The following is a 23,332-nucleotide window of genomic DNA, read 5'->3' on the forward strand; positions in this document are numbered from 1 at the left end:
GCGGGTCGCCCGGACGTCACCGGGAGGGGTGCTGCGGAGGGCGCAGTGGTGATCCGCCCAGGTCAGGGGCAGGGCATCCGTCAGGAGGGTGTACCGTCCCGCAACCATCGGCCCGGGCGTCCGGATCGCGGCACCGTCGCGGCGTGGCGAACGGGTTCGACCGACCGTCCGTGTGACCGTCTGTTTGCGACCGGTCCGACCGACGTCGTGGTCCCTCCGCGACGAACCCGCACCACAGAGAGGGGAGACACCGCGATGGCCCTCCCGACGTTGACCCCCGAGCAGCGCGAGGCCGCCCAGGCCAAGTCCCGCGAGGCCCGGCAGGCCCGTTCCGCGCTCCTGGCCGGCATCAAGAGCGGCGAGGAGTCGATCCCCGCCGTCCTCGACCGCGGCAAGAGCGACCCGATCGCCGGCAAGACCAAGGTGTCCCAGCTCGTCCGCGCCCTGCCCGGCTACGGCCCGGCGAAGGCGTCGGCCGTGCTCGAGCAGGCCGGGATCCCCGAGGACCGGCGTGTCGCCGGCCTCGGCTCCCGCCAGCGCGAGGCCCTGGTCAGCGCGCTCGGCTGATCCAGCCCGCCGCACCCGGCACGAACGACGACGGGGCGGTCGGTGGTCCGGTGTTCCGGACCTCCGACCGCCCCGTCGTTCGTTCTGGTGTCTAGTACCCGCCGCCGTCGTCGGCGCGGTGCCGCCCGCCCTGCTCGCCCGGCAGCTGCGCGGCGGCGGCCGCGCTCTCGGCGGCGTTCGCGACGTCGCCGGTGCGCAGCTCGCCCGTCGTCGGGGTGGGGTCGGCGGTGAGGACGGCGTTGCCGCCCACCACGGCGACGCCGCCACCCGCGAGCGCGCCGACGAGGGCGAGCGCCCCGGCGGTGCGGGTCGGCAGCGGCACCCGCCGGCCGGGACGGCCACCGCGCCCGACGGCCGGGACCGCGTGCGACGGCGTGATCGGCGCGAGGGCGCTCGGGACGGCCGCCGGGTAGGACGGGCGCGGGGTGCCGCCGGTCGTCGGCGCGGCGAGCGGCCCGGACAGGGGCCCGGAGAGCGGCCCGGAGGCGGGCCCCGAGGTCGGCGGGAGCGCCGTCGACCCGGTGTGCGGGCCCGCGCTCGCCGCCGCCAGCGCGATGGCCGCGAGGTCGAGCGCGGCGGTGTCCGCGTCGAGGGTCGTGTCGCGGGCGGGTCGGCGCGGGGAACGGCCGCCCGCCCGGGGCAGCGGCCCCGACGGGTGCGCCTCGGTCATGCCCTGGCGGGGCAGCGCGGCGGCGAGGTCGGCGGCGCGGTGCCCGCCGGTCAGGACCGCGGTGCCGGTGGATGCTGCGGGGTCGGGCGCTGCCGCTCGCGCGGGCGCCGCACGGTGTCGTGCCATGCGAGGTCTCCGTCGCGCCGCCGTCCGACCTGGCCGAGGGGGAGCGAACCAGGTGCCGCGTGACCGGTGGGGAGCTCCGGTGCGTCGGCGTTCGGCCTGTCGCCGCTGGGGTCGGGGGCCGCGCCCGCCGGACAGGCCCGGGCGGGACGAGCGCGGGTCCGGCACCAGCTGTCACGGGTGACGGACGCTTCGGAGACTAGGTCGCGGGGGAAGCCCCGTCACCCGGTGGAGCGTTGCACGGACGCTGGGTGTCGGTGAGCGTCACGGCTGCTCAGGCCGTCGCCGCTCGGTCACGGCCGAACGGCGGCCAGGTCTCGGCCGTATCACGTAGTGATGTACATCACAGCCAACTGCGGCTGTTCGGCCCACGGACCTGCGGACGACGACTGCGCCGAGCGAGGGTTGGGTGACACAGCGCCTCGACAGCGTCCGGACGAAAGGGTTCCATCGGGACGTCCCCCGAAGGCAGCGGTACCCCGGGCGGGCGCGCACCACGCGACCCACCCGACACACCGCCCCCCGACACGGCGGCCCCACCCGGGCCGCGGAGAGGCGTCGATGAGCGACCGGGTCACCCCCCAGCCCGATCAGCCCGACCCCCACCCCGAACGTCCCGGTTCCGTCGGCGAGCACGTCCTGCAGGACGCGCTCGGCACGTCCGCGCGGGCCGAGCGCTTCCACGCCGACCAGATGTGCGACCGCCTGGTGCCCGCCATGCAGGACTTCGTGGCGCGGATGACCATGGCGTTCGTGGCGACGTCCGACGCCCACGGCGAGTGCGACTCGACGCTGCGGGCCGGGCCGCCCGGCTTCCTGCAGGTCCTCGACGACCGGCACGTGGCGTGGCCGGAGTACCGCGGCAACGGGGTGATGGCGAGCCTCGGCAACATCACCGAGAACCCGCACGTCGGGCTCCTGATGCTCGACTTCACCGACGAGCTCATCGGGCTGCACGTCAACGGGTCCGCGCGCATCGTCGACGACGAGGCGCTGCGCGCGGAGCATCCCGGCATCCCGGCGGAGGGCGCGCCGGGGCGGCGCGCCGAGCTGTGGGTCGAGGTCACCGTCGAGGAGGCCTACATCCACTGCCGCAAGCACATCCCGCGGATGGTGCCGGTCGACCGCCGCCGCTCCTGGGGCACCGACGACGTCAAGCGCAAGGGCGGCGACCACTTCGGCGTGGCCGGGGCGCGGCGGGCCGCGGGCGAGCAGACCGAGACGCCCGCGGTGGACCCCCGCACGGCGGAGCCCGCCGGGGCAGGGGCATCCTCCGGGGAGTGATCTCCGACCGGCACGCGTGGACCAGGCCCGAGCTCGAGACCGTCGTCCCGGGCGTCCACCGCCTGCCGCTGCCGCTGCCGAACGACTCGCTGCGCGCGGTCAACGTCTACGTGCTCGCCCCCGAGGCGGGCGCCGACGGGGAGCTGACGCTGATCGACGGCGGCTGGTCGATCGACGCCTCGCGCGACGTCCTGGCGCGCCTGCTCGCCGGGATCGGCGCGGAGCCGGGCGACGTGCGCCGCTTCCTCGTCACCCACGTCCACCGCGACCACTACAGCCAGGCCGTCGCGCTGCGCCGGGCGCACGGCGCCCGCGTGGCGCTCGGGGCCGGCGAGGCCGAGTCGCTGGAGACCGTGCGCGGGCGCGACACCGGCCTGCAGGCGCAGGTCGTGGGCCTCGAGCGCGCCGGCGCCCCCGAGCTCTCCGCCGAGATCCGCTCCTGGGTGGCCGCCGCGGAGGCGCCGCCGGTCGACGACTTCGCCGACCCCGACGAGTGGCTCACCGACGGGCAGGAGCTGCGCGCCGGCGGGCGCTCGCTCGTCGCCCGCGAGACGCCGGGCCACACGCGCGGGCACATGGTGTTCGTCGACGAGACCACCGCCGACGGCGCCATGCTCTACGCCGGCGACCACGTCCTGCCCCACATCACGCCCTCGATCGGCTTCGAGCCGGCGGCGCGGCCCGGGGCGCTGATCCGGTACCTGTCGTCGCTCGCGACGCTGCGCGCCGAGCCCGACCGCCTGCTGCTGCCGGCGCACGGGCCCGTCGCGCCGAGCGTGCACGAGCGCGTCGACGAGCTGCTCGTCCACCACGACACGCGCCTCGACGAGATCGCCGCCGCGGTGGACAAGGGGCTGCCGACCGCCGCAGAGATCGCCGGCGCGCTGCGCTGGACCCGCCGCGAGCACCGCCTCGAGGACATGGAGACCTTCAACCGGATGCTCGCGGTGCTCGAGACCGACGCGCACCTCGAGGTCCTCGCCGCCCAGGGCCGGGTGGCGCGTACGTCCGGCGCGGACGACGTGTTCCGCAACGTCCCGGCCTGAGGTCGTCGGCGCCCGGACATGATCTCGGCGCCGAAGGGGGCCTCGGAGGCGGCGCGCGGTCGGGGGACGGCGCTACCGTGGAGGGTCGTCCCGGCAGACAGGAGCCGGACCGTCCGCTGGAGAAGGCCTGCGTGACCCGTACGTCTCCGTCCGCCGCAGACACCGACCGCGGCGCGCACGCCCCTGCCGACGATCCCGTGGCCGCCGAGCAGCCCTATGTGAGCATGCTCTACGGCAAGCTCGACGAGCGCCGCGCGGAGACCGCCGGGCTGCTCGCCCGCGTGCTGCGCGAGGAGACCACCGGCACGCCGCAGGCGGTCTCCGAGCGCGACGCGGCCGCCCAGATGTACTCCGAGCAGCTCGCCACCCTGTCCGCGGTCGAGCAGGGCCTGTGCTTCGGGCGCCTCGATCTCGACCCGGACCGCCCGCCGCCCCCGTCGATCGACGGCGACCCGGGGCCGATCGAGGGCCTCGACCAGGACGTGCTCTACGTGGGCCGCCTGGGGCTGCTCGACGACCAGCACGACTACGAGCCCCTGCTGGTCGACTGGCGCGCGCCCGCCGCGCGGCCGTACTACACCGCCACCGCCGCGTCCCCCGACGGCGTGCGCCGCCGCCGGCACATCCGCTCGCGCAGCCGGCGGGTCACGGCGGTCGACGACGAGATCCTCGACCTCGAGGAAGCCGCCCGGGTCGGCGCCACCGCCACCCAGCGCACCGGGCTTACCGGGGAGGCGGTGCTGCTCGCGGCCCTGTCGGCCGGGCGCACCGGTCGCATGGGCGACATCGTCGCCACGATCCAGGGCGAGCAGGACCGCGTCATCCGCTCCAGCGCCAACGGCGTCGTCGTGGTCGAGGGCGGGCCCGGCACGGGCAAGACCGCCGTCGCGCTGCACCGGGCGGCCTACCTGCTCTACACCCACCGGCGCCAGCTGGCCCGCCGCGGCGTGCTCGTCGTCGGGCCCAACCCGACGTTCCTGCGCTACATCGAGCAGGTCCTGCCCTCGCTGGGCGAGACGAGCGTGCTGCTCTCGACGGTCGGCGAGCTCTACCCGGGGCTGGCCGCCCACCGGCACGAGCCGGCGGCCGCCGCCGCGCTCAAGGGCCACGTGGACATGGCCAAGGTGCTCGCCACCGCGGTGCGGGACCGCCAGGAGCTGCCGCGCCGGCCGATCCGGCTGCACGTCGACGGCGAGCCGGTGGTGGTCGACCGCGATGTCGTCGCCCAGGCCCGCACCCGCGCGCGGCGCACCCGCCGGCCCCACAACGACGCCAAGCGGACCTTCGTGCGCGAGGTGGTCGACCAGCTCGCGCGCCGCGAGGTCGACCGGGTGGGCCGCGACGTGCAGGGCGGCGGCAACCTGCTCGACCGCGGCGACCTCGCCGACGTGCGCGCCGGGCTGCGTGCCGACCCCGATCTCCGCGCGGTGCTCGACGAGCTGTGGCCCACGCTGACGCCCCCGCGGCTGCTCGCCGACCTCTGGACCAGCCCGCAGCGCCTGCGCGCCGCCACGCGCGGCTGGTCCGGCGCCGACCGCGACCTGCTGGCCCGCGACGCGGCGCCGGCCGACCTCCTCGACGGCGCCTGGTGGAGCTCGGCGGACGCGGTGCTGCTCGACGAGGTCGCCGAGCTGCTCGGCGAGGACGACACCGCCGCCCGCGAGGCCGAGGAGCGCAAGCGCGAGGCCGACGAGGCCTACGCCGCCGGCGTGCTCGAGATCCTCGCGATGGAGGAGGACTGGGACCCCGAGCTCCTGCGTCCCACCGACGTCGTCGACGCCAGCGTGCTGGCCGACCGCACCCGGGAGGCCACCTACGCCTCGGCCGCCGAGCGGGCCGCCGACGACCGGACGTGGACCTTCGGGCACGTCATCGTCGACGAGGCCCAGGAGCTCTCCCCGATGGCGTGGCGCGTGCTCATGCGCCGCTGCCCCAGCCGTTCGATGACCCTCGTCGGCGACGTGGCCCAGACCGGCGCGCGCGGCGGGGCGTCGTCGTGGGCCGAGGTGCTCTCGCCCTACGTCGCCGCGCGCTGGCGCCGCGAGGTGCTGACGGTCAACTACCGCACGCCCGCCGAGATCATGGCGGTGGCGGCCGACGTGCTCGCAGCCATCGACCCCACGGCGACCCCGCCGGAGTCGGTGCGCGAGTCCGGCGTCGCTCCCCGCGCCGTGGCCGCCGACGAGGCCGGGCTGGTCGAGGCCGCCGCGGCGGCGGCCCGCGCGGCGCGCGAGGCGGTCGTCGACGTCGAGGGGGCCGGGCGCGTCGCGGTCCTGGCGCCGGGGGAGCGGGTGGACGGGCTGGCCGCGGCCCTGGGCGTCGCCGCCGGACCGACCGGCGCGGCGGACCCGACCGTCGACCTCGCCGCCGAGGTCGTCGTCTCCGAGGTCGCCGACGCGAAGGGCCTCGAGTTCGACGCCGTGGTGCTCGTCGACCCCGCCGGAGTGGTGGACGCCTCACCGCGGGGGCTCAACGACCTCTACGTCGCCCTCACCCGCGCCACACGTTCGCTGGTCGTGGTGCATCCCGACGCGCTGCCGACGGTCCTGGGTCGCCTCGACGCGGCGTGATGATCCACCCGATCGGGTAACGCGGACGCGGTCGGCGCCGAACCACCGGACACGGGGCGAAGCGTGCCCGGGCGGTGTGAGCCGCCGGCGCGCCGCGGTTGGGCTCTCCGGAGCAGCCGCCCGCAACCCGCCGTTCGGGCGACGCGCCGCCCGGGACGTCACGCAGACGAGGGACCCTGTCATACGGGATGATCGGGGCGACCGCGCACCGGGAGGGGGGCGGGCAGTGAGCACCGAGACCGGTCCGCCCGCGATGGTGGGCGGGCGCTACGTCCTCGGCGACCTCATCGGGCGCGGCGGCGCCGCCGACGTGTTCCGGGCGCGCGACGAGCTGCTCGGCCGCGACGTGGCCATCAAGATGTTCAACGCGGCGGGCTCCGTCGGCGCCGCCGACGTCGAGCCCGGCGACCCGGCCGACCCCGCCGAGAAGATCGGCGACATCGAGGAGGGCCAGGAGGCCCGCCACCGCCGCGAGGTGCTCACGCTCGCCGGCCTGTCCCACCCCGGCCTCGTCACCGTCTACGACGTGGGCGACGAGGACGGCCGCGCGTACTTCGTCATGCAGCTCATCGAGGGCGACACGCTGGCGCAGCGCATCCGCTCGGGCCCGCTGCCGGTCGTCGACGTCGTCGCCCTGGGCGCCGCGCTCGCCGACGCCCTGGCCTACGTGCACCGCCGGGGCGTCGTGCACCGCGACGTCAAGCCCGGCAACGTGCTGCTCGACGCCGAGGGCCGCGCCCACCTCTCGGACTTCGGCATCGCCGCGGTCCACGACGCCGCGCCCGTCACGGCGGCCGGCATGGTGATCGGCACCGCGTCGTACCTCAGCCCGGAACAGGTGCGCGGCGAGCCGATCGACGGCGCCGTCGACATCTACGCGCTGGGCCTCGTGCTCATCGAGTGCCTCACCGGCCGCCGCGAGTACCCGGGCAACGCGCTCGAGGCGGCCGTGGCCCGCCTGCACCGCCGCCCCGTCGTGCCCACCGGCCTCTCGCCCGGCCTCGAGGCGCTGCTGACGGCGATGACCGCGGACGACGCGGTCGACCGGCCGAGCGCCGAGGAGGTCGTCGCCGGCCTGCGCGGGGTCTCGCGCGAGGTCGGGATGGACGCCGAGACCGTGCTGTCGCCGGTGCTCATGACCGCGCCCACCGGCATCCTGAACGGCGCGGGCCCGGTGGCCGTCGCCGCGGCCCCGCCCGAGCCCGAACCCACCGGCGCCTCGCCGCTCGCCTCCCCCGGAGGACGCCGGCGCCGCCGGCTGGCCGCCGCCGTGGCCGCCGCGGCCGCGACGCTGCTGGTCGCCGGCTCCGCTGTGGCCTACGCGGTGCTCTCCGACGAGGCGCCGCTGCCGCCGGTGCCGTCCGCGACGCTCGCGCCGCCCCCGCCGCCGCTGCCCGTCGCGCCGCAGGTCACCACCACCGACGAGACCGAGGCGGCCACGGCGCCGCGTACCCGGCGCACCACCACGCCGCGCCGCACGACGACCACCACCACGACCACGACGACCACCACCACGACCACGGTGCGCCCGCCCGTGATCGTGCCGCCGCCGGTGGTGCAGCCGCCCACGACCACCACGACGACCACGGACGACGCCCCGTAGGACGTCAGCCGCCGCCCGGCAGCGGCTCGAGCGCGGCGGCCACCGACAGCACCGGCCCCGCGGGCAGCAGCCCGACGATCGCGCCCGGCGCCGGCGGGAAGGCCTCGCCCAGCCCGAGCGCCGCCGCCGTCTCCGGGTCGGGCACCGCCGACGCGAGCCCCGAGCCCGAGATCACCGTCGGGCTGCCGGGGGCGTCGTCGCGGCCGACCGGAACGGCGCGGACCGCGACCCCGGCGCCGGGCAGCGCGACGGCGTCCACGCGGTCGCCGGAGCCGTCGGCCTGGGCCAGCGTGGCCGGCGGGGTGGCGGAGGCCGGCGGCTCGGCGCCGACGGTGAGCAGGACCGGGCCGCCGCCCTGCGCGCCGGCGCAGGTGGTGGGCGCCTCGTCCATCGGCACGGCGCGGGGCACCGGGTCGGGGTAGGCGCCGACGGCGATCCCCCGGGCGGTGGCGAGCGCGCGCAGCTGGCCGGGCGACACGATCGGCACCGGGGCGCCGGCGCGCGCCGGGTCGGGGTCGTCGAGACGCACGAGGCGCGCGACGACCTCGGGGACCTCCTGCACGCCGTCGCGCTGCACGACGTACCAGCGGTCCGGGGTGCCGGGCCCGACGAGGCGCACGACCCCGCCCACCGGCTCGCCCGCGAGGAGCCCCGCCGGGGGCACCTCGCCGCGCCCGGCGATCTCCGGCGCGACGATCGGCGGCCCCTCGGTGAGCGTGTTGAGCAGGCTCGTGCTCACCGGGCGCGGGACCTGGCCGGCGAGCCCGAAGGCGAGCACCACCGCGCGGTCGCGCAGGTCCAGGCGCGAGCGGACGCCCTCGTGGACGAGCCAGGTCCCGTCGAAGCGGTCGCGCAGCAGCAGGCCGCGGCCCGGGTCGAGAGGGCGGGCGGGCGGTGCCGACCCGGCGAGCACGGTGGTCCACACCCGCGGCTGCTCCCACGGGCGCGCGACCCCGGGCTGCGGGCTGCCGGTGTCGCACACCGACCACACCGGCGGGACAGGCGCGCCCGCCGGCGGCAGCGCCGGGGCGTCGACGATGCCCACGCCGCGCTCGCGGGGCGCGGTGGCGATGTCGGCGTCGGCGACCTCGACGGGCTCCGGCGACCCGGCCTGCCCGCCGGCCGCGGCCAGCGCGGCGAGCACGAGGCGCGCCGACGCCAGGTTGGGCACCGGCACGAGACGGTCGGGCCCGGGGACGACCACGTAGAGCGCGCCGGACCCCTCGGCCACCACGACGCCGGCGCTGCGCCAGTCGGCGGGCCGGTCGAGCAGCCCCCACACCGCGGCGACGCCCAGCGCGAGCGCGGCGATCAGCACCCCGGCCACCGTGGCGCGGTGCTGCGAGCGCAGCGGGTCGGTGCCCGGCACGGCCTGGCGGCGGACCAGCGCCGACTGCAGGCGGCGCAGCCCGAAGCGGTAGGCGTGGACCTGGTCGGAGGTCGTCGTCGGGGGAGGCATCTCGCCGCGGATGGTGGCACGTCACGGCCCCCGCCAGGGGCCGGTTCGGGTGTCAGGCGGCGGCGGGGACGCGCGCCGGGCGTGGGCTGACGCGCAGGGTGATCGTCGCGTGCACGACCTCCTGCCCGCGGGCGTCGGTGATCGTGACATCGGCGTCGACGTCCTCGCGCTCGGCGGAGAACGCCGGCGGCTGCGGGAAGGTCGCGACGGCGAGGAGGTCGGTGTCGGCCTTCGCCAGGTACTGGACGGTCATGCCGCGCGGGATCCAGCGGTGCGTCGCCGGCGTCGTGGCCTCCGCGAGCACGCCCATCGCGTACTCGGCGAGGTTGCAGGACGCGATGGCGTGCACGGTGCCGAGGTGGTTGTGCACCAGCCACCAGTTGCGCAGCGACACCTCGGCCCGCCCCGGCTCGAGACCGCGGATCATCGGCGCGGCGGTGAGGAAGTACGGGGCGCGCAGCCACACGGCCCCGCTGACCAGCAGGCGACCCGGCCACGAACCGGAGAAGCGGCGCCACGCGCCCAGCACGCTCGGGGTACTCACGGCCGCGCAGGTTACCGGGCGGTACGGGCGCGCGGCGACCGTGCGGACCCCGACGGTCATGCACTCAGGGGTGACGTCCCGGGTTGACGAACGAGCGTTCGGGGAACTTCTCCGTCTGCGCGCCCTGCGCTCCTGCTCGGAGGATCCCGATGACTGCTCGCCCCGAACAGCCCGGCACGCCCGCCGCGGAGGCCTCGGGCCTCCCCGACCGGCTCGCCGCCGTGCTCGCCGACCTGGCCTTCCCGTCCGACCGCTGGCAGGTGCTCACCACCGCCGAGATGTACGGGGTCGACACCGTGACGCGCACGATGCTCGAGCGCCTCCCGGAGCGCCGCTACCACTCGCTGGGCGAGGTCGTCGCCGTCCTCGCCGCCGTCCTCTCGGGCCGTCCGGTCGGCGCGGTCGGCCAGGCCGGCCCGCCGCGCCTCCCGCGCACGGCGCCGCGCCGCGGGCCCGTCGTCGCCCGCCCGGTGCGGCCCGTCGCCCGTCCCGAGGGGCACCGGCCGGTCCGTCCCGTCGCCTGACCTCCCCGGCCGGGATCAGCCGGCCGACGTGCCGTCGAGCCCGACCAGCCCGGCGGCGAAGGCGAGCAGCCCCGCCTGCGTGCGGTTGTCGCAGTCGAGCTTCTCCATCAGCCGCGAGACGTAGCCCTTCACCGTCGCCTCCGAGAGGTGCAGGCGGGCGCCGATGGCGGCGTTCGACAGGCCCTCCCCGAGGGCGGTGAGCACCTGGGTCTCGCGCTCGGGGAGGCCGCGGACGCGCTCCCGGGCGCTCTCGCGCGCGCGGTCCCCGCGGCTCGACGCGGCCGCGAGGCGCCGGGCCGCCTCGGGCGAGAGCACCGTGTGCCCGTCGGCGGCGACCGCGACGAGACGGCGCAGGTCGGCGGGTGGGGTGGACTTGAGCAGGAACCCGGCGGCGCCGGCGGCCAGTGCGCGCAGCACGTAGGTGTCGACGTCGAAGGTGGTCAGCACGACCACCGCCGGGCGGTCGTCGAGCGCGGCGATGTGGTCGAGCGCGGTCAGCCCGTCGACGCCGGGCATGCGGATGTCGAGCAGCACGACGTCGGGTCGGTGGCGCACCACCTGCTCCACGGCCTCCGCGCCGTCGTGGGCCTCGCCGACGACGGTGATCCCGTCGGTCGCCAGGATCGTGGCCAGGTGCGTGCACACCATCGGCTCGTCGTCGACGACCAGCACCCGGATCATGCGGCCCCCGTCGGTACGTCGTCGGGCAGGACGGCCGCCACGCGGAAGCCGCCGTCGTCGGTGCGGCCGGCCTCGAAGGTGCCCCCGACCAGCCCGACCCGGCGCCGCAGCCCGTCGAGGCCCGCCCCGCCGCCGGTCGCGTCGTGCGCGGCGCCGCCCGGCCCGTTGGTGATCGTCGCGGACACCCGCCCGTCCTCGTGGCGCACCCCCACCCGGACCGCGGCGCCCGGCGCGTGCTTGCGGGCGTTGGTCAGCGCCTCCTGGACCACGCGGTGCAGGGTGCGCCGCACGGTGGGGGCGGGGACGGTCGGGTCGCCGGTCACCTCCAGGGCGACGTCGACGCCGACGCGCCGCGACTCCTCGACCAGCCCGTCGAGCTCGGCGGCGGGCACGTCCGCGGCCACCGAGCCCGCGGTGCGGCCCGCGCGCAGCACGCCGACGAGGTCGCGCAGCTCGGCGAGCGCCTGCACCCCGGCCCCGCGCAGGTCCTCGGCCGCGTCGTGCACCGCCGGGTCGTCGCTGCGCACGGCCAGGGCGCCGGCCTGCAGGACCATGAGGTTGATCCGGTGGGTGACGATGTCGTGCATCTCGCCGGCGAGGCGGACGCGCTCGTCGGCGCGGGCCTGCTCGGCGAGCAGCTCCTGCTCGCGCTCGGCGCGGTCGGCGCGCTCGACGGCCCCCGCGATCGCCTCGCGGCGGCTGCCGACGTAGAGCCCCGCCAGCGTCACCAGCGACGCGACGAACAGCAGGAAGGCGTGGTCGTTGAACCGGGGGGCCACCCAGCCCCGCTGCCCGACGAACGACAGGCCGACGACCAGCGGGGCGAGCAGCCAGAGCGTCCAGCGCCGGCGGGCGTACGCGCCGGCGGCGTAGAGCGCGGCGTAGGCGAACCAGCTGCCGGGCAGGACCACCGAGACCAGCGCGACGCCGACCGTGACGGCGAGGGGGGCGACCCGCCGGAACGCCAGCACGACGGCGGACACGACCACGCACACGACCGCGCCGACGCGTCCGATCCCGAGGAGCGTCCCCGTGATCGAGCCCGGGAACAGCGTCACGACCGCAGTCATGACCACGCCGAGGAGCGCCGCGAACGCGATGTCGAACGCCCACGCCCGGCGGGTCATGACCGGCACCGTAGTCGTGATCACTCGGCCCGTGTCACCGGCGCAGGGGGGGCGACCTGCCACCACGTCAGGCACCGCCACACCCACTCGACGGGCCCGTAGCGGAAGGCGCGGAGCCACCAGCTGCTCCACACCGCCTGCACCAGCAGGATGCCGACGGTCAGGCCGGCGACCGCGGCGACGTCGTCGGACGAGTCGATGCCCAGGAGCGGGCCCAGCGCCAGGTAGAGGACGGTCGCGGTGAGGTAGTTGGTCAGCGCCATCCGGCCCATCGGGGCGAGGACGCGCCCGAGGACCCCGCCCACCGGGGTGCGCAGGACCAGCAGCAGCGCGGCGGCGTACGCGACGGCCGTCGCCAGCGCGGCCAGCGGCGGCAGCAGGCTCTGCGTGCCGCCGAGCCCGCCACCGAGGACGTTCACCTGCGGCGGTGTCCACCCGGCGGTGAGCGCGAGCGCCCACCCCAGGGCGAGCGCGCCGGCGAGGGCGAGGACCGCGGCGATCCGCCCCGGGGAGCGGCCGAGCGCGGCGGGCAGGCCGAGCCGGGCCAGGGCGAAGCCGAGCGCGAGGAGCGCCACGGTCAGCCCGTACGCCATCTGGACCTGCGGCGCGACGACGAGCAGGACGAGGGCGACGACCAGGCACGCCCGCCGGGGCAGGAGGCTCAGCGGCAGCAGGAGCGCCAGCCCGACCACGGCGTACGGGACCAGGGCCTCGCCGGGCTGCAGGAACTGGTGCGCGATCCCGATCAGCAGCAGCACGCCCAGCCGGCGGGCCAGCGCCACCCGCGGGCGGGCGGTCCGCGCCGCCGCCCGCTCGAGGAACAGTCCGAAGCCGACCCCGAACAGCAGCGCGAACAGGGACAGGAAGCGCTCGACGAAGAGCAGGTCGATCGCGAGCGGGAACAGGGGACCGACGAGCTGCTGCAGGATGTTGACCACCAGGATCCCGCACAGCGCGAAGCCGCGCAGGACGTCGAGCTCGGTGATCCGGCGGCCAGGGGTGGAGACGTCGGGCGCGGCGACCGTGGGCGGGGCGCTCATGGTCCCCGACGCTAGAGAACCGGCCGGGGCGCCCGTCAGCGCCGGACGTCGGGCGCCGGACCGACGAAAGTCGTGCGCCTACCCCTGCTCCTCGAGGTCGAACGCGTCGTCGCCGACCCAGACGCGCAGGCCCTCGCCGTCGTCGGTGATCGCGCCCTCCTCCTCCTCGGAGAGCTCGCGGGCGGCGCCGAGGGAGCGTTCGTCGTAGCCGACGCGCCCGTCGCCGAGATCGCGCGGCCGGTACTCGGAGGCGAGGACGGCCGTGCGGCTGCGGGTCGCGAGGAACGCCGCGTTCTCCGTGCCGACGTCGGCGATCCACTGCTGCTTGCGCACGGGTGTGGGTCTACTCGATCTGGCGCGGGCGGGGCAAGGAAACGGGTGGACCTCGACCCCGGTCGAGCACCTACCGTCGCGCCTGCCCACCCCGATCAGGAGGTCGAGTCCCATGCGCGCCCTGCGTCCGCTGCGCCGGTCCGCCTACCGGCGGCTGGCCGCGGCGCTCGCGCTGTCGGTGCTCGCCGAGGGCCTCTGGACGCTCGCCGTGGTCTGGCAGGTGGTCGAGCTCGGCGGCGGTCCGCTCGAGCTCTCGCTGGTGTCGGGGGCGCTCGCGCTGGGCCTGATCGTCACCGCGCTGCTCGGCGGCGTGCTCGCCGACCGGGTGCCGCAGAAGCGGATCCTCGTCGGGGTCATGGCGCTGCTCGCGGTGTCGATCGGCCTGGTCGCGGCGCTCTCGGCCCTCGGTGCGCTGTCGGTGACGCTGCTCGTGCTCGTGGCCGCGGTGATCGGCCTGTCGATGGGCCTGTTCTTCCCCGCCTACTCCGCGCTGGTGCCGGCCATGGTCGACGCCGACGAGCTGCTCGCCGTGAACGGGCTCGAGGGCGTCGTGCGCCCGGTGCTCCTGCTGGGCGCGGGGCCGGCGCTCGCGGGCGCGCTCGTGGCCGCGTACTCGCCGGCGGCGGCGCTCGGGGCCACGACGGTGACCTGCGTGGCGGGCCTCGTCGCGGCCCTGTCGCTGCCCCGGCGGGCCCTGCGGCGCGACCTCGGCGACGGTCGCGGCGCAGGGGCGGTGGTCCGCGACCTGGTCGAGGGCTTCCGCTACATGGTCGCGACGCGGTGGCTGCTCGTGACGCTGGTGTTCGCGTCGGCGATGGTCCTCGTGGTGCTCGGGCCGCTCGAGGTCCTCGTCCCGTTCGCGATCATCGAGCGGGCGGGCGGCGGGCCCGGCGGGCACTCGCTCGTGCTCCTCGCGCACGGGGCGGGCGGGGCGATCGCCTCGATCCTCGTCGCCTCGCTGCGGCTGCCGCGCCGGTATCTCACGGCCATGATCGTCATGTGGACGGCGGCCTGCGTCCCGATGGTCGTGTTCGGGCTCGTCGACACGCTCTGGCCGATGATCGTCGCCGGGTTCGTCGTCGGCGCGCTGTTCAGCGCCCCGCAGGTGATCTGGGGGACGCTGCTGCAGCGCCGTGTCCCCCCGGCCCTGCTCGGGCGCGTGACGAGCCTCGACTTCTTCGTCTCGCTCGCCTTCGTGCCCGTCTCCATGGCGCTGGCCGGGCCGGTGAGCGAGGTGGCGGGCCTGACCCCGGTGTTCCTCGCCGCGGGGCTGGTGCCCCTCGCGTTCGGGGTGCTGGCGCTCGTCCTGGGGCGGCTGGGCCCGGACGAGATCGCGCACCCCCTCGACGTGGCCGCCGTGGACGACGACGCCGAGACCGGGGCGCCGCGCGCGGCCTGACGGGTGATCACGAGTACCTGGTGGCCGTGGTCGGCGGGTGCCGGGGTCGATGGCGTGCTCGTGATCTCCGCGCGGTGGGGTGGTCGGTCGGGTGGTCGGTGGGCGGCGCGTCGGGCGTGGGAGATCAGGAGTACCTGGTGCACCTCGACGGCCCGGACGGGGTGGACGAGGTGCTCGTGATCTCCGCGGGAGCCCGGAGCAGCGGGGGTCCCCGCCCCGTCCCTCCGCTCGCCCCGTCCCGCCGCCCGCCCCGTCCCTCCGCCCGCCCCGTCCCACGCGTTACTGGCTGGTATCCCTCGCTCAGCGAGAGATACCAGCCAGTAACCGGCCCCCGGGGCGCGCCTAGCCGACAGGCTGCGTCAGGTCGTAGACCGTGGTCCCGCCGACGGTGGTGGTCGTGTAGTGCGCGGCGACCCACTCGCTGATTCGGGCGCCGACGCTGTCCTCGCCCCCGCCCGGCCCGCCGCCCTGGCCGCCCGAGGCCACGAACCAGTGGATGTCCCCGGCGGCGACGTAGGCCTGGAACTGGGCGAGGCTCGGCGCCGCGTCCGATCCGGTGAACCCGCCGATCGCCATCACCGCCGTGCCGCTGGCGAGCTCGAGACCCGACGCGCCCTGTGCCGAGACGGTGGCCGCCGACCAGCGCGTCCCCGCCGAGGTCAGCAGCGCCGTGAGCTCCTCCGACGTGCTCGCCTCGTCGGGTCCGCCGGCCCGGCCGCCGTCCGGGACCTGGCCGCCACCGGGCGGGCCGCCCGGACCCGCCGGCGCGGCCCCACCCCCGGGGCCGCCCGTCTCCGCGCCCGTCGACGGGCCGGCGCTGACGATCGAGCCCTGGTGCGCGGTGGCCGCGGTCTGCACCGCGGAGGCGGTCGCGCCGACGGCCCCGGCGAGCAGCGCGGCGAGCAGCACGACCGGGACGACCCGGCCGCCGAGGCGTCGCCACGGCACCACGAGACCGATCGCGGCCACGATCCCGGCGATCGCGACGACCCAGCGCAGCCAGGGCAGGAACTCCGGCGTGCGGCGTAGGAGCACCACGCTCCAGCCGGCGGTGAGGGCGACGGTCAGGCCGAGGGTGAGATCGGCGGCGAGGTGCCCGCGGCGCCGCCACACCTCGCGTCCGCCGACGGCCAGGGCGCCGGCGAGACCGGGCGCCAGCGCCACCGCGTAGTAGGCGTGGATCGTGCCGCTCATGAAGCTGAAGACCAGCCCGGTGACGACCAGCCAGCCGCCCCAGAGCACGAGCGCGGCGCGGGTGCGGTCGGTGCGCGGGGCCCGGCGGGTCAGCCACAGCCCGGCGACCAGCGCGACGAGCGCGGCCGGGAGCAGCCAGCTGATCTGGCCGCCGAAGGCGTCGTTGAACATCCGGCCGATGCCCGTGGAGCCACCGAAGCCGGTGCCGCCGCCACCGCCACCACCGCCCCCGTTGCCCTCGCCGCCGAGGAGGCGACCGAGCCCGTTGTAGCCGAGGACGAGGTCGAGCAGCGTGTTGTCCGTCGACCCGCCGATGTAGGGGCGGGAGGCGGTGGGCCAGAGGTCGACGAGCAGCACGTACCAGCCCACCGACGCCACGAGGGCCAGCGCGCCCGCGCCGAGCCGGACCAGTCGCCGGCGCAGCGGGGCCGCCGGGGCGAGCAGGAGCACGGCGGCCAGCGCGGGCAGCACCAGGAACGCCTGCATCATCTTCGTCAGGAACCCGAGCCCGATCAGCGCGCCCGCCGCGGCCGTCCACCACGTCCCGGCCCGGGTCGCCGCGGCGTCCACCGCCCGCACGACCGCGTACGCCGCGGCCACCAGGCACAGCACGAGCAGCGCGTCGGGGTTGTCGAAACGGAACATCAGCACCGCCACCGGCGTCAGCGCGAGCGTCGCCCCGGCGAGCAGGCCCGCGCCCGGTCCCGACCAGCGCCGCACCGTCAGGTACAGCAGCCCGACCGCCGCGACGCCCATCAGCGCCTGCGGCGCGAGCAGCGACCAGCTCGAGAAGCCGAAGGTCCGCCCGGCGAGCCCCATGACCCAGAGCGCCGCGGGCGGCTTGTCGACGGTGATGAAGTTCGACGCGTCCATCGACCCGAACAGCCACGCCTTCCACGACTGCGTCCCGGCCTGGACCGCGGCCGCGTAGTAGGTGTTGGCGAAGCCCGAGGCGCCGAGGTCCCACAGGTACAGCACGGCCGTGCCGACGAGCAGGGCGATCAGCGACGGGCGCACCCAGCGCGGGTCGTCGCGTCGCCCGGCGACCAGGGCGCGGAGCCGGCGGGGCGCGGCGTGGGCGGGGGCGGGTGCGCGCCGTGGCACCCGCAGTGCGGTCGTCAGACCGTCGTGGACCGTCATGGTGGCGACACTGCGGGCCGATCGTGTCCGGATCGTGGGGCGAGGTTGTGCGTCGCTTGTGCGCACCGAGCGGAACTTCACGCACGCCGCACGGACGACTCCGGAGACGATCGGAAAGCCCCGGACGGGTAACGATCACAGAGATGCCCTGCACGAGGACGTGACGGGGGCGCGAGAACGGGGAACGCTACGGACGTGATCGGTCCCGTGCTGCGCTCGCGGCGTCTGCGCTTCCTCGCGCGTCTCGTCGTGAGCGTGGTGTCGGTGGGCATCCTGGCCCTCTCCGCGGTGGGCTGGACGCAGCTGCGAGCACTGGATCGATCCACGCCGGCGGCCGCCGTCATCGACGGCCCCGAGCCCGCGGAGACGGGCGAGCAGAACATCCTGCTGGTCGGTCTCGACAACCGCACCGACGCGCAGGGCAACCCGCTGCCCGAGAACGTCCTCGCCGCGCTCAACGCCGGCGACGGCGAGTCCGGCGGCGGCACGGCCGACTCGCTGACCGTCGTGCACGTCCCCGCGGGCGGGGGCCGGGCGACCGCGATCTCGGTCCCGCGCGACTCCTACGTCGACCTGGGGCAGGGCCTCGGCCGACACAAGATCAATTCAGCGTGGTCGCGGGCCGCCGCGCAGGCCACCGACGCCATGACCGGCACCGGCCCGACGGGCACCACGGCGCTGTTCGCCGCCGAGTCGCCCGGGCCGCCCTCGCCGAACGACCCCGCCGTCGTCCGCGCCGCCGGCGCCGCCGGCGCTCGGGCCACGATCGGCGCGGTCCAGCAGCTCACCGGGCTGCCGATCTCGCACTTCGCGGCGGTCAACCTCGCCGGCTTCGCGGACCTCTCCACCGCGATCGGCGGCGTGCCGGTCTGCCTGCGCGCGCCGGTGCAGGACTCCTACTCCGGGCTCGCGCTCCCGGCCGGCCCGCAGGAGGTCAGCGGCGCCCAGGCGCTCGCCTTCGTGCGCCAGCGCCACGGGCTGCCGAACGGCGACCTCGACCGCATCGCGCGCCAGCAGGTGTTCCTCGCCGGCGCCACCGAGACGCTGCTGTCGGCCAACACGCTCGCCGACCCGTTCGCGGTCGGGCGCATCACCGAGGCCGTGTCGCGGTCGGTGACGCTCGACGCCGGGTGGGACGTGCTCGGCTTCGCGCGCCAATTGCAGGGGCTCTCGGCCGGCGCGGTCACCTTCCGCACGATCCCCACGGGCTCCACCGAGCTGAGCACGCCGTACGACGGGACGGCCGTGCAGATCGACCCCCGCGAGGTCCGCTCGTTCGTCGCGACGGCGATCGCCGCCGACGCCGGCAACCCCGCCGCGCTGGCCGCGCTCGCCCCGCCGCCCCCGGCCGGGGCCACCGACGCCTCGGTCAGCGCGGGCCTCGACCGCCTCGACACGAGGTCGTCCTCGTCGACCTCCTCCTACTCCGAGGAGGACGAGGACGACGCGAGCTCGTGGGACGACGAGGAGGAGAGCTCCTCGCGCGACGACGAACGGGCGAGCGCGCCCCCGGTCTCGCCGACCCCGCCGATCACCGCCGCCGCGCCCGGCTGCGTGAACTGACCCGCCCGACCCGGGGTAGGTGCTCGACCGGGCCCCGACGCCACGAACGGCGCTCTCGAAGCAGCGAGAGCGCCGTTCGTCGGTCGGGGGAGGGGCGGGCTCAGCTCGCGCGCTCGGAGCCCAGCGTCACCGGGACCTCGCGGGGCTGGCCGCCGGGCGAGGTGACGGTCAGCGTCACCTGCGCGCCGGGCTGCTGCGAGCGGATCGCGGCGACGAGGCTGTCGGCGTCCTGGATGACGCGATCGTCGACGCGGGTGACGACGTCGCCCTCGGTCAGGCCGGCGTTCGCCGCCGGACCGCCCGGGGCGATCTGGCCGAGCACCGCGCCGTCGGGGCCCTGGGTGACCCCGACGCCGAGCACGGCGCGGGTGGCGAAGCCCTGGGTCACCAGCTCGTTGCCGATGCGGGCGGCCTGGTCGATCGGGATCGCGAAGCCCAGGCCGATCGAGCCGGACTGCGCCTGCTGGCCGCCCGAGGACTGGCCGCCGAGGGACGCGATGGCCGAGGTGATGCCCACGACGCGGCCCTGCATGTCGACGAGCGCGCCGCCGGAGTTGCCGGGGTTGATCGCGGCGTCGGTCTGGATGGCGTCGAGCACCGTCGCCTGACCGCTCTGCGCGCCGCCGCTCGCGACCGGGCGCTGCAGCGCGCTGACGATGCCGGTGGTGACAGTGCCGGAGAGGCCCAGCGGCGAGCCGACGGCGACGACGTCCTGGCCGACCTGCAGCTGCGACGAGTCGCCGAGCGTCGCCGGCCGCAGCCCGGAGACACCCTGGGCGCGGACGACGGCGAGGTCGGCGCTCGGGTCGGTGCCGACGACCTGCACGGGCGCGCGGTTCCCGTTCTGGAACACGGCGGTCAGCCCCTGCGCGGCCGCGCCGGGCGCGCCGCCCTCCGGCGCCTGCTCGAGCCCGCCGAGCGGCGACTGCTGCTGCGCGGCCTGCCCGGCCTCGAGCACGTGCGCGTTGGTGAGGATGAGGCCGTCGGCGGAGATGATCACACCGGAGCCCTCGCCCGACGGGCCCTCGAGCTGGACGACGCTCGGGAGCACGGTGCTGGCGACCTGCTCCACCGACCCCGCCGGGGCGGCCTGTGCGGGCGCGCCGCCGGCACTCGGGGCCGACGACAGCACCGAGGTGCCGCCACCGTTCGACGACGCGGCCTCGTAGCCGACCGCCCCGCCGACGCCGCCGGCGAGGAGCACCGCGGCGAGCGCGCCGGCGACCAGGGCCACCGGGCGCCGGCGGCGCGGCGGTCCGGGCGGGGGTGCCGAGTACCCGGGAGTGGTCGGCGGAGGACCGGGTGGCGCGCCCGGCACGTCGTGGCGGGTCCAGGGGGCGCCGGGGTGGCCGCCCGCCGGGAGACCCGAGCCGAGCGGTGCCGTGGGGTAGCCGCCGGGACGCTCCCCGGCGGGACCGGAGGGCAGGGTGCCCGTGCCGGTACCGCCCGCGGGACGCGCCGAGGGGTCCGCGGCGTGGGAGGGGGAGGTGGGGCCGTTGTCGCTCACGCGGTCCAGGGTCGGGCGCCCGACTGTGCCGGAGCTGCGGCGTCCCTGCGTGATTGCTGAGAGTCCGCCCTGAACTGCGGTGGAACCGGACGATCCGGTCGGTGCAGGTCAGGGGGCAGGTCGGCGCACCACGCGGTACCAGTGCTCGGTCTCCCCGGGGAGGCGCTCCAGGCGCACGCGCGGCCCGCCCGACCGCCGGAACACCGGCGTGCCGTCGCCGAGGAACACCGGCGCGAAGAACAGCAGCACCTCGTCGAGCAGGCCCGCGTCGAGGCACTGGGCGGCGATGTCCGCGCCGAGGACGTTGACGTCGCGCTCGCCCGCGAGGGCCTTCGCCCGCTCGACGGCCGTGGTCAGGTCGGTGGCGAACTCGACGCCGGCGGGCGCCGGGTCCGGGGGACGGTGGGTGAGCACGACGACGGGGCCGTCGTACTGCCCGCCGAAGGCTCCCTCGGCGTCGGTGCCCGCGTTCGGGTCGTCGCCGCCGTAGGTGACCCGCCCGACGAGGATCGCGCCGAGTCGGGCGAGCAGCCGGTCGGCGGCCTCGTTCGGGCCGCCGAGGTGCTCGGTCAGCCACGACATGTCCCCGCCCGGTCCGGCGATGAAGCCGTCGAGCGACGCGGTCGCCGAGTAGATGACCTTGGCCATGTGCTCCGTCCTCAGTGGTGGGCGTGCAGGTCCAGCACGGCGTCCACCAGCTCGTCCCAGGTGTCCCGGGGCGGCAGCTGGTGGCCCATCGCGGGGAGCTCGAGCAGGCGGGCGCCCGGGATCGCCGCTGCGAGCGCGCGGCCGTGCGCGGGCGGGAACAGCGGGTCGGCACCGCCGTGGACGACGAGCGTCGGCAGTCCGGCCAGCGCGCCGAGGTCGGTCGGTCCCATCGGCCCGGCCTCGACCATGAAGTGGTTGCCGGCGGCCGCGACGTCGCGGCTGCGCGCCACGACCCGCGTGGCGATCGCGCGGGTGCGCACCTCGTCGAACGCCTCTGGCCCGGCGAAGGGCCGCTCGCCCTCGACGAGCGCCTCGACCGGGTCGGCCACCTCCGGGCCCTCGCCGGCGAACACGGCCTCGATCGCCGGGGTCGGTCCGGGCAGGTCGCCGCCGACGGCGGGATCGAGCGGGCTGGTGGCGAGCAGCGTCAGGGCGGCGACGCGCTCGCGGAACTCCAGCGCGAGACGCTGGGCGATCCCGCCGCCCATCGACAGCCCGGCGACGTGGGCCCGCTCCACGCCCAGGGCGTCGAGCACCGCGACCGCGTCCGTCATCAGGTCCCGCCCCGTGTAGCCGGGCGCGCCGGCGGGCCACGTCGTCGAGACGCCGGTGTCGCGGTGGTCGTAGCGGATCACCCGCAGCCCGCGGTCGACGAGGCGGGCGCACAGCTCGTCGTCCCACCAGTCCATCGACCAGCCTCCGCCCGCGATGAGCAGCAGCGCCGGGGCGTCCGGGTCGCCGAGCGACTCCACGCCGAGCGTCACGTCCTCGTCCACGTCGACCAGCACGACGGGCCTCCTCACCGATTGCGTTTCGCTACCGGTACTGAATCGGACATCTCGGGTGGTTGTCAAGTACAACCGGTCAGGCCGGCTCCGCGCACAGCGCAGCCACAGCTTCGGCACACGACCCGTCCACGCTCGCCGCCGACGCTGCGCTCATGACCGCAGCGATCCCGCTCCGCGCCCCCGCCGCCACCCACGTCGAGGCGACCGGGCGCGTCGTGCTCGACGTCGTCGTGCCCGTGTTCGACGAGGAGCGCGACCTCGGCCCGTGCGTCCGGCGGCTGCACCGCCACCTCACCGAGGACTTCCCCTACCCGTTCCGGATCACCGTCGCCGACAACGCCAGCACCGACGGCACGCTGGCGGTCGCCGAGGCGCTGGCCGACGAGTTCGCCGAGGTCGGCGTCGTGCACCTCCCCGAGAAGGGCCGTGGCCGCGCGCTGCGCGCGGTCTGGGCGGCGTCCGACGCGCCCGTGCTGGCCTACACCGACGTCGACCTCTCCACCGACCTCAACGCCCTGCTCCCGCTCGTCGCCCCGCTGATCTCGGGGCACTCCGACCTCGCCATCGGCTCCCGGCTCGCCCCGGCCTCGCGGGTCGTGCGTGGGGTGAAGCGAGAGGTGATCTCGCGCTGCTACAACGTGCTGCTGCGCGGGACGCTGCGGGCGCGGTTCTCCGACGCGCAGTGCGGGTTCAAGGCGATCCGGGCGGACGTCGCGCGCCGGCTGCTGCCGCTGGTCGAGGACACCGGGTGGTTCTTCGACACCGAGCTGCTGGTGCTCGCCGAGCGTTCGGGGCTGCGGATCCACGAGGTGCCGGTCGACTGGGTCGACGACCCCGACTCGCGCGTCGACGTCGTCGCCACCGCGGTCGCCGACCTCAAGGGCGTCGCCCGCGTCGGGCGCGCGCTCGCGACCGGCGCGCTGCCCGTCGCCGCGCTGCGCGAGGAGTTCGGCCGCGCGCCGCTGGCCGCGGAACCCTCGCCGGACGAGCTGGCCGGCGTGACCCCGGGGCTCACCGGGCAGATGGTGCGCTTCGCCGCGATCGGCGTGCTCTCGACCCTCGCGTTCCTGCTGCTCTACACGCTCTTCCGGGGCGTGCTCGGGCCCCAGCCGTCGAACCTGCTCGCGCTGGTGATCACCGCGGTCGCCAACACGGCGGCCAACCGCCGGCTGACCTTCGGTATCCGCGGGCGCCGCCACGCCGGCCGCAGCCAGGTCGAGGGCCTCGTCGTGTTCGGTCTCGGGCTGGCGCTGACGTCGGGCTCGCTCGCCCTGCTCGGCGCCCTCGCCCCGGCCGCGAGCCACGCGGTGGAGCTCGCCGTGCTGATCGTCGCGAACCTCGTCGCGACCCTCCTGCGCTTCGTCGCCTACCGCGCGTGGGTCTTCCACCCGCGCCGCCAGCGGGCGTGAGTCGAGATGTCAGCGGCGGCGCGTCGCTGACGCTGAACGTCCGAAATCTTCCG

General features: G+C 76.6%; 20 protein-coding genes. 9 read left to right on the forward strand and 11 right to left on the reverse strand.

What is annotated here, in order from left to right:
* Positions 1 to 255: 255 nt before the first annotated feature.
* Positions 256 to 567, forward strand: coding sequence for an integration host factor, actinobacterial type (gene mihF / locus ACFPK1_RS04035; RefSeq protein ID WP_274284601.1), 312 nt, complete (start codon positions 256 to 258; stop codon positions 565 to 567).
* A gap of 91 nt (positions 568 to 658) precedes the next feature.
* On the opposite strand, the gene ACFPK1_RS04040 is transcribed toward mihF, so the two are convergent.
* Entirely contained in the window at positions 659 to 1,363 is a 705-nt protein-coding gene (locus tag ACFPK1_RS04040; RefSeq protein ID WP_378019620.1) for a hypothetical protein, read from the reverse strand.
* A 558-nt stretch (positions 1,364 to 1,921) separates the two neighbouring features.
* Here ACFPK1_RS04040 and ACFPK1_RS04045 point away from each other — a divergent pair.
* From ACFPK1_RS04045 to ACFPK1_RS04060, 4 genes are all read left to right on the forward strand, one after another.
* Positions 1,922 to 2,644, forward strand: coding sequence for a pyridoxamine 5'-phosphate oxidase family protein (locus ACFPK1_RS04045; protein WP_378019621.1), 723 nt, complete (start codon positions 1,922 to 1,924; stop codon positions 2,642 to 2,644).
* Positions 2,641 to 3,690: an MBL fold metallo-hydrolase gene (locus tag ACFPK1_RS04050; RefSeq protein ID WP_378019622.1), complete on the forward strand. Its 1,050-nt coding sequence runs from the start codon at positions 2,641 to 2,643 to the stop codon at positions 3,688 to 3,690. Before ACFPK1_RS04045 ends, ACFPK1_RS04050 begins: the two co-directional genes overlap by 4 nt.
* A gap of 224 nt (positions 3,691 to 3,914) precedes the next feature.
* On the forward strand, positions 3,915 to 6,260 hold the full coding sequence (locus ACFPK1_RS04055) for a HelD family protein (RefSeq protein WP_378020255.1): 2,346 nt from the start codon (positions 3,915 to 3,917) through the stop codon (positions 6,258 to 6,260).
* A 226-nt stretch (positions 6,261 to 6,486) separates the two neighbouring features.
* On the forward strand, positions 6,487 to 7,863 hold the full coding sequence (locus ACFPK1_RS04060) for a serine/threonine-protein kinase (protein WP_378019623.1): 1,377 nt from the start codon (positions 6,487 to 6,489) through the stop codon (positions 7,861 to 7,863).
* A 4-nt stretch (positions 7,864 to 7,867) separates the two neighbouring features.
* Here ACFPK1_RS04060 and eccB read toward each other — a convergent pair whose 3' ends face one another.
* Positions 7,868 to 9,322 (reverse strand): type VII secretion protein EccB, encoded by a 1,455-nt coding sequence (gene eccB / locus ACFPK1_RS04065; protein ID WP_378019624.1) that lies wholly within the window; start codon positions 9,320 to 9,322, stop codon positions 7,868 to 7,870.
* A 52-nt stretch (positions 9,323 to 9,374) separates the two neighbouring features.
* Positions 9,375 to 9,866 carry a hotdog fold domain-containing protein gene (locus ACFPK1_RS04070; RefSeq protein WP_378019625.1) on the reverse strand — a complete coding sequence of 164 codons (492 nt, stop codon included), beginning with the start codon at positions 9,864 to 9,866 and terminating at the stop codon, positions 9,375 to 9,377.
* Between the two features lie 149 nt (positions 9,867 to 10,015).
* Here ACFPK1_RS04070 and ACFPK1_RS04075 point away from each other — a divergent pair, with 149 nt between their 5' ends.
* On the forward strand, positions 10,016 to 10,390 hold the full coding sequence (locus ACFPK1_RS04075) for a DUF2795 domain-containing protein (RefSeq protein ID WP_378019626.1): 375 nt from the start codon (positions 10,016 to 10,018) through the stop codon (positions 10,388 to 10,390).
* A 15-nt stretch (positions 10,391 to 10,405) separates the two neighbouring features.
* Here ACFPK1_RS04075 and ACFPK1_RS04080 read toward each other — a convergent pair whose 3' ends face one another.
* The 4 genes from ACFPK1_RS04080 to ACFPK1_RS04095 all read right to left on the reverse strand — a co-directional run bounded on the left by ACFPK1_RS04080 (position 10,406) and on the right by ACFPK1_RS04095 (position 13,571).
* Positions 10,406 to 11,071, reverse strand: coding sequence for a response regulator transcription factor (locus tag ACFPK1_RS04080; RefSeq protein ID WP_378019627.1), 666 nt, complete (start codon positions 11,069 to 11,071; stop codon positions 10,406 to 10,408).
* Positions 11,068 to 12,198: a sensor histidine kinase gene (locus ACFPK1_RS04085; RefSeq protein WP_378019628.1), complete on the reverse strand. Its 1,131-nt coding sequence runs from the start codon at positions 12,196 to 12,198 to the stop codon at positions 11,068 to 11,070. The genes ACFPK1_RS04080 and ACFPK1_RS04085 overlap by 4 nt, the downstream gene beginning before the upstream one ends.
* A 20-nt stretch (positions 12,199 to 12,218) precedes the next feature.
* A complete protein-coding gene (locus ACFPK1_RS04090; RefSeq protein WP_378019629.1) occupies positions 12,219 to 13,238 on the reverse strand; it encodes a DUF418 domain-containing protein in 1,020 nt (339 codons plus the stop codon).
* Positions 13,239 to 13,316: 78 nt separating this feature from the next.
* A complete protein-coding gene (locus ACFPK1_RS04095; RefSeq protein ID WP_378019630.1) occupies positions 13,317 to 13,571 on the reverse strand; it encodes a hypothetical protein in 255 nt (84 codons plus the stop codon).
* Between the two features lie 112 nt (positions 13,572 to 13,683).
* Between ACFPK1_RS04095 and ACFPK1_RS04100 the strand changes: the two genes are divergently transcribed.
* Entirely contained in the window at positions 13,684 to 14,970 is a 1,287-nt protein-coding gene (locus tag ACFPK1_RS04100) for an MFS transporter (RefSeq protein ID WP_378019631.1), read from the forward strand.
* A 342-nt stretch (positions 14,971 to 15,312) separates the two neighbouring features.
* On the opposite strand, the gene ACFPK1_RS04105 is transcribed toward ACFPK1_RS04100, so the two are convergent.
* Entirely contained in the window at positions 15,313 to 17,304 is a 1,992-nt protein-coding gene (locus ACFPK1_RS04105) for an ArnT family glycosyltransferase (protein WP_378019632.1), read from the reverse strand.
* A 195-nt stretch (positions 17,305 to 17,499) separates the two neighbouring features.
* Between ACFPK1_RS04105 and ACFPK1_RS04110 the strand changes: the two genes are divergently transcribed.
* The gene (locus tag ACFPK1_RS04110) at positions 17,500 to 18,867 is read left to right on the forward strand and encodes an LCP family protein (RefSeq protein WP_378019633.1); all 1,368 of its coding nucleotides are present in this window, start codon (positions 17,500 to 17,502) and stop codon (positions 18,865 to 18,867) included.
* Positions 18,868 to 18,967: 100 nt separating this feature from the next.
* Here the strand turns inward: ACFPK1_RS04110 and ACFPK1_RS04115 are convergent, their stop codons facing one another.
* The 3 genes from ACFPK1_RS04115 to ACFPK1_RS04125 form a co-directional block, all read right to left on the reverse strand.
* Positions 18,968 to 20,374 carry a S1C family serine protease gene (locus ACFPK1_RS04115; protein WP_378019634.1) on the reverse strand — a complete coding sequence of 469 codons (1,407 nt, stop codon included), beginning with the start codon at positions 20,372 to 20,374 and terminating at the stop codon, positions 18,968 to 18,970.
* Positions 20,375 to 20,482: 108 nt separating this feature from the next.
* A complete protein-coding gene (locus tag ACFPK1_RS04120) occupies positions 20,483 to 21,022 on the reverse strand; it encodes a dihydrofolate reductase family protein (RefSeq protein ID WP_378019635.1) in 540 nt (179 codons plus the stop codon).
* Positions 21,023 to 21,033: 11 nt separating this feature from the next.
* The gene (locus ACFPK1_RS04125; RefSeq protein WP_378019636.1) at positions 21,034 to 21,870 is read right to left on the reverse strand and encodes an alpha/beta fold hydrolase; all 837 of its coding nucleotides are present in this window, start codon (positions 21,868 to 21,870) and stop codon (positions 21,034 to 21,036) included.
* A gap of 152 nt (positions 21,871 to 22,022) precedes the next feature.
* Here ACFPK1_RS04125 and ACFPK1_RS04130 point away from each other — a divergent pair, with 152 nt between their 5' ends.
* On the forward strand, positions 22,023 to 23,279 hold the full coding sequence (locus ACFPK1_RS04130) for a bifunctional glycosyltransferase family 2/GtrA family protein (protein ID WP_378019637.1): 1,257 nt from the start codon (positions 22,023 to 22,025) through the stop codon (positions 23,277 to 23,279).
* The last annotated feature ends 53 nt before the right edge of the window (positions 23,280 to 23,332 follow it).

Source organism: Actinomycetospora rhizophila, assembly GCF_042657905.1.
Classification (GTDB): Bacteria; Actinomycetota; Actinomycetes; order Mycobacteriales; family Pseudonocardiaceae; genus Actinomycetospora; species Actinomycetospora rhizophila.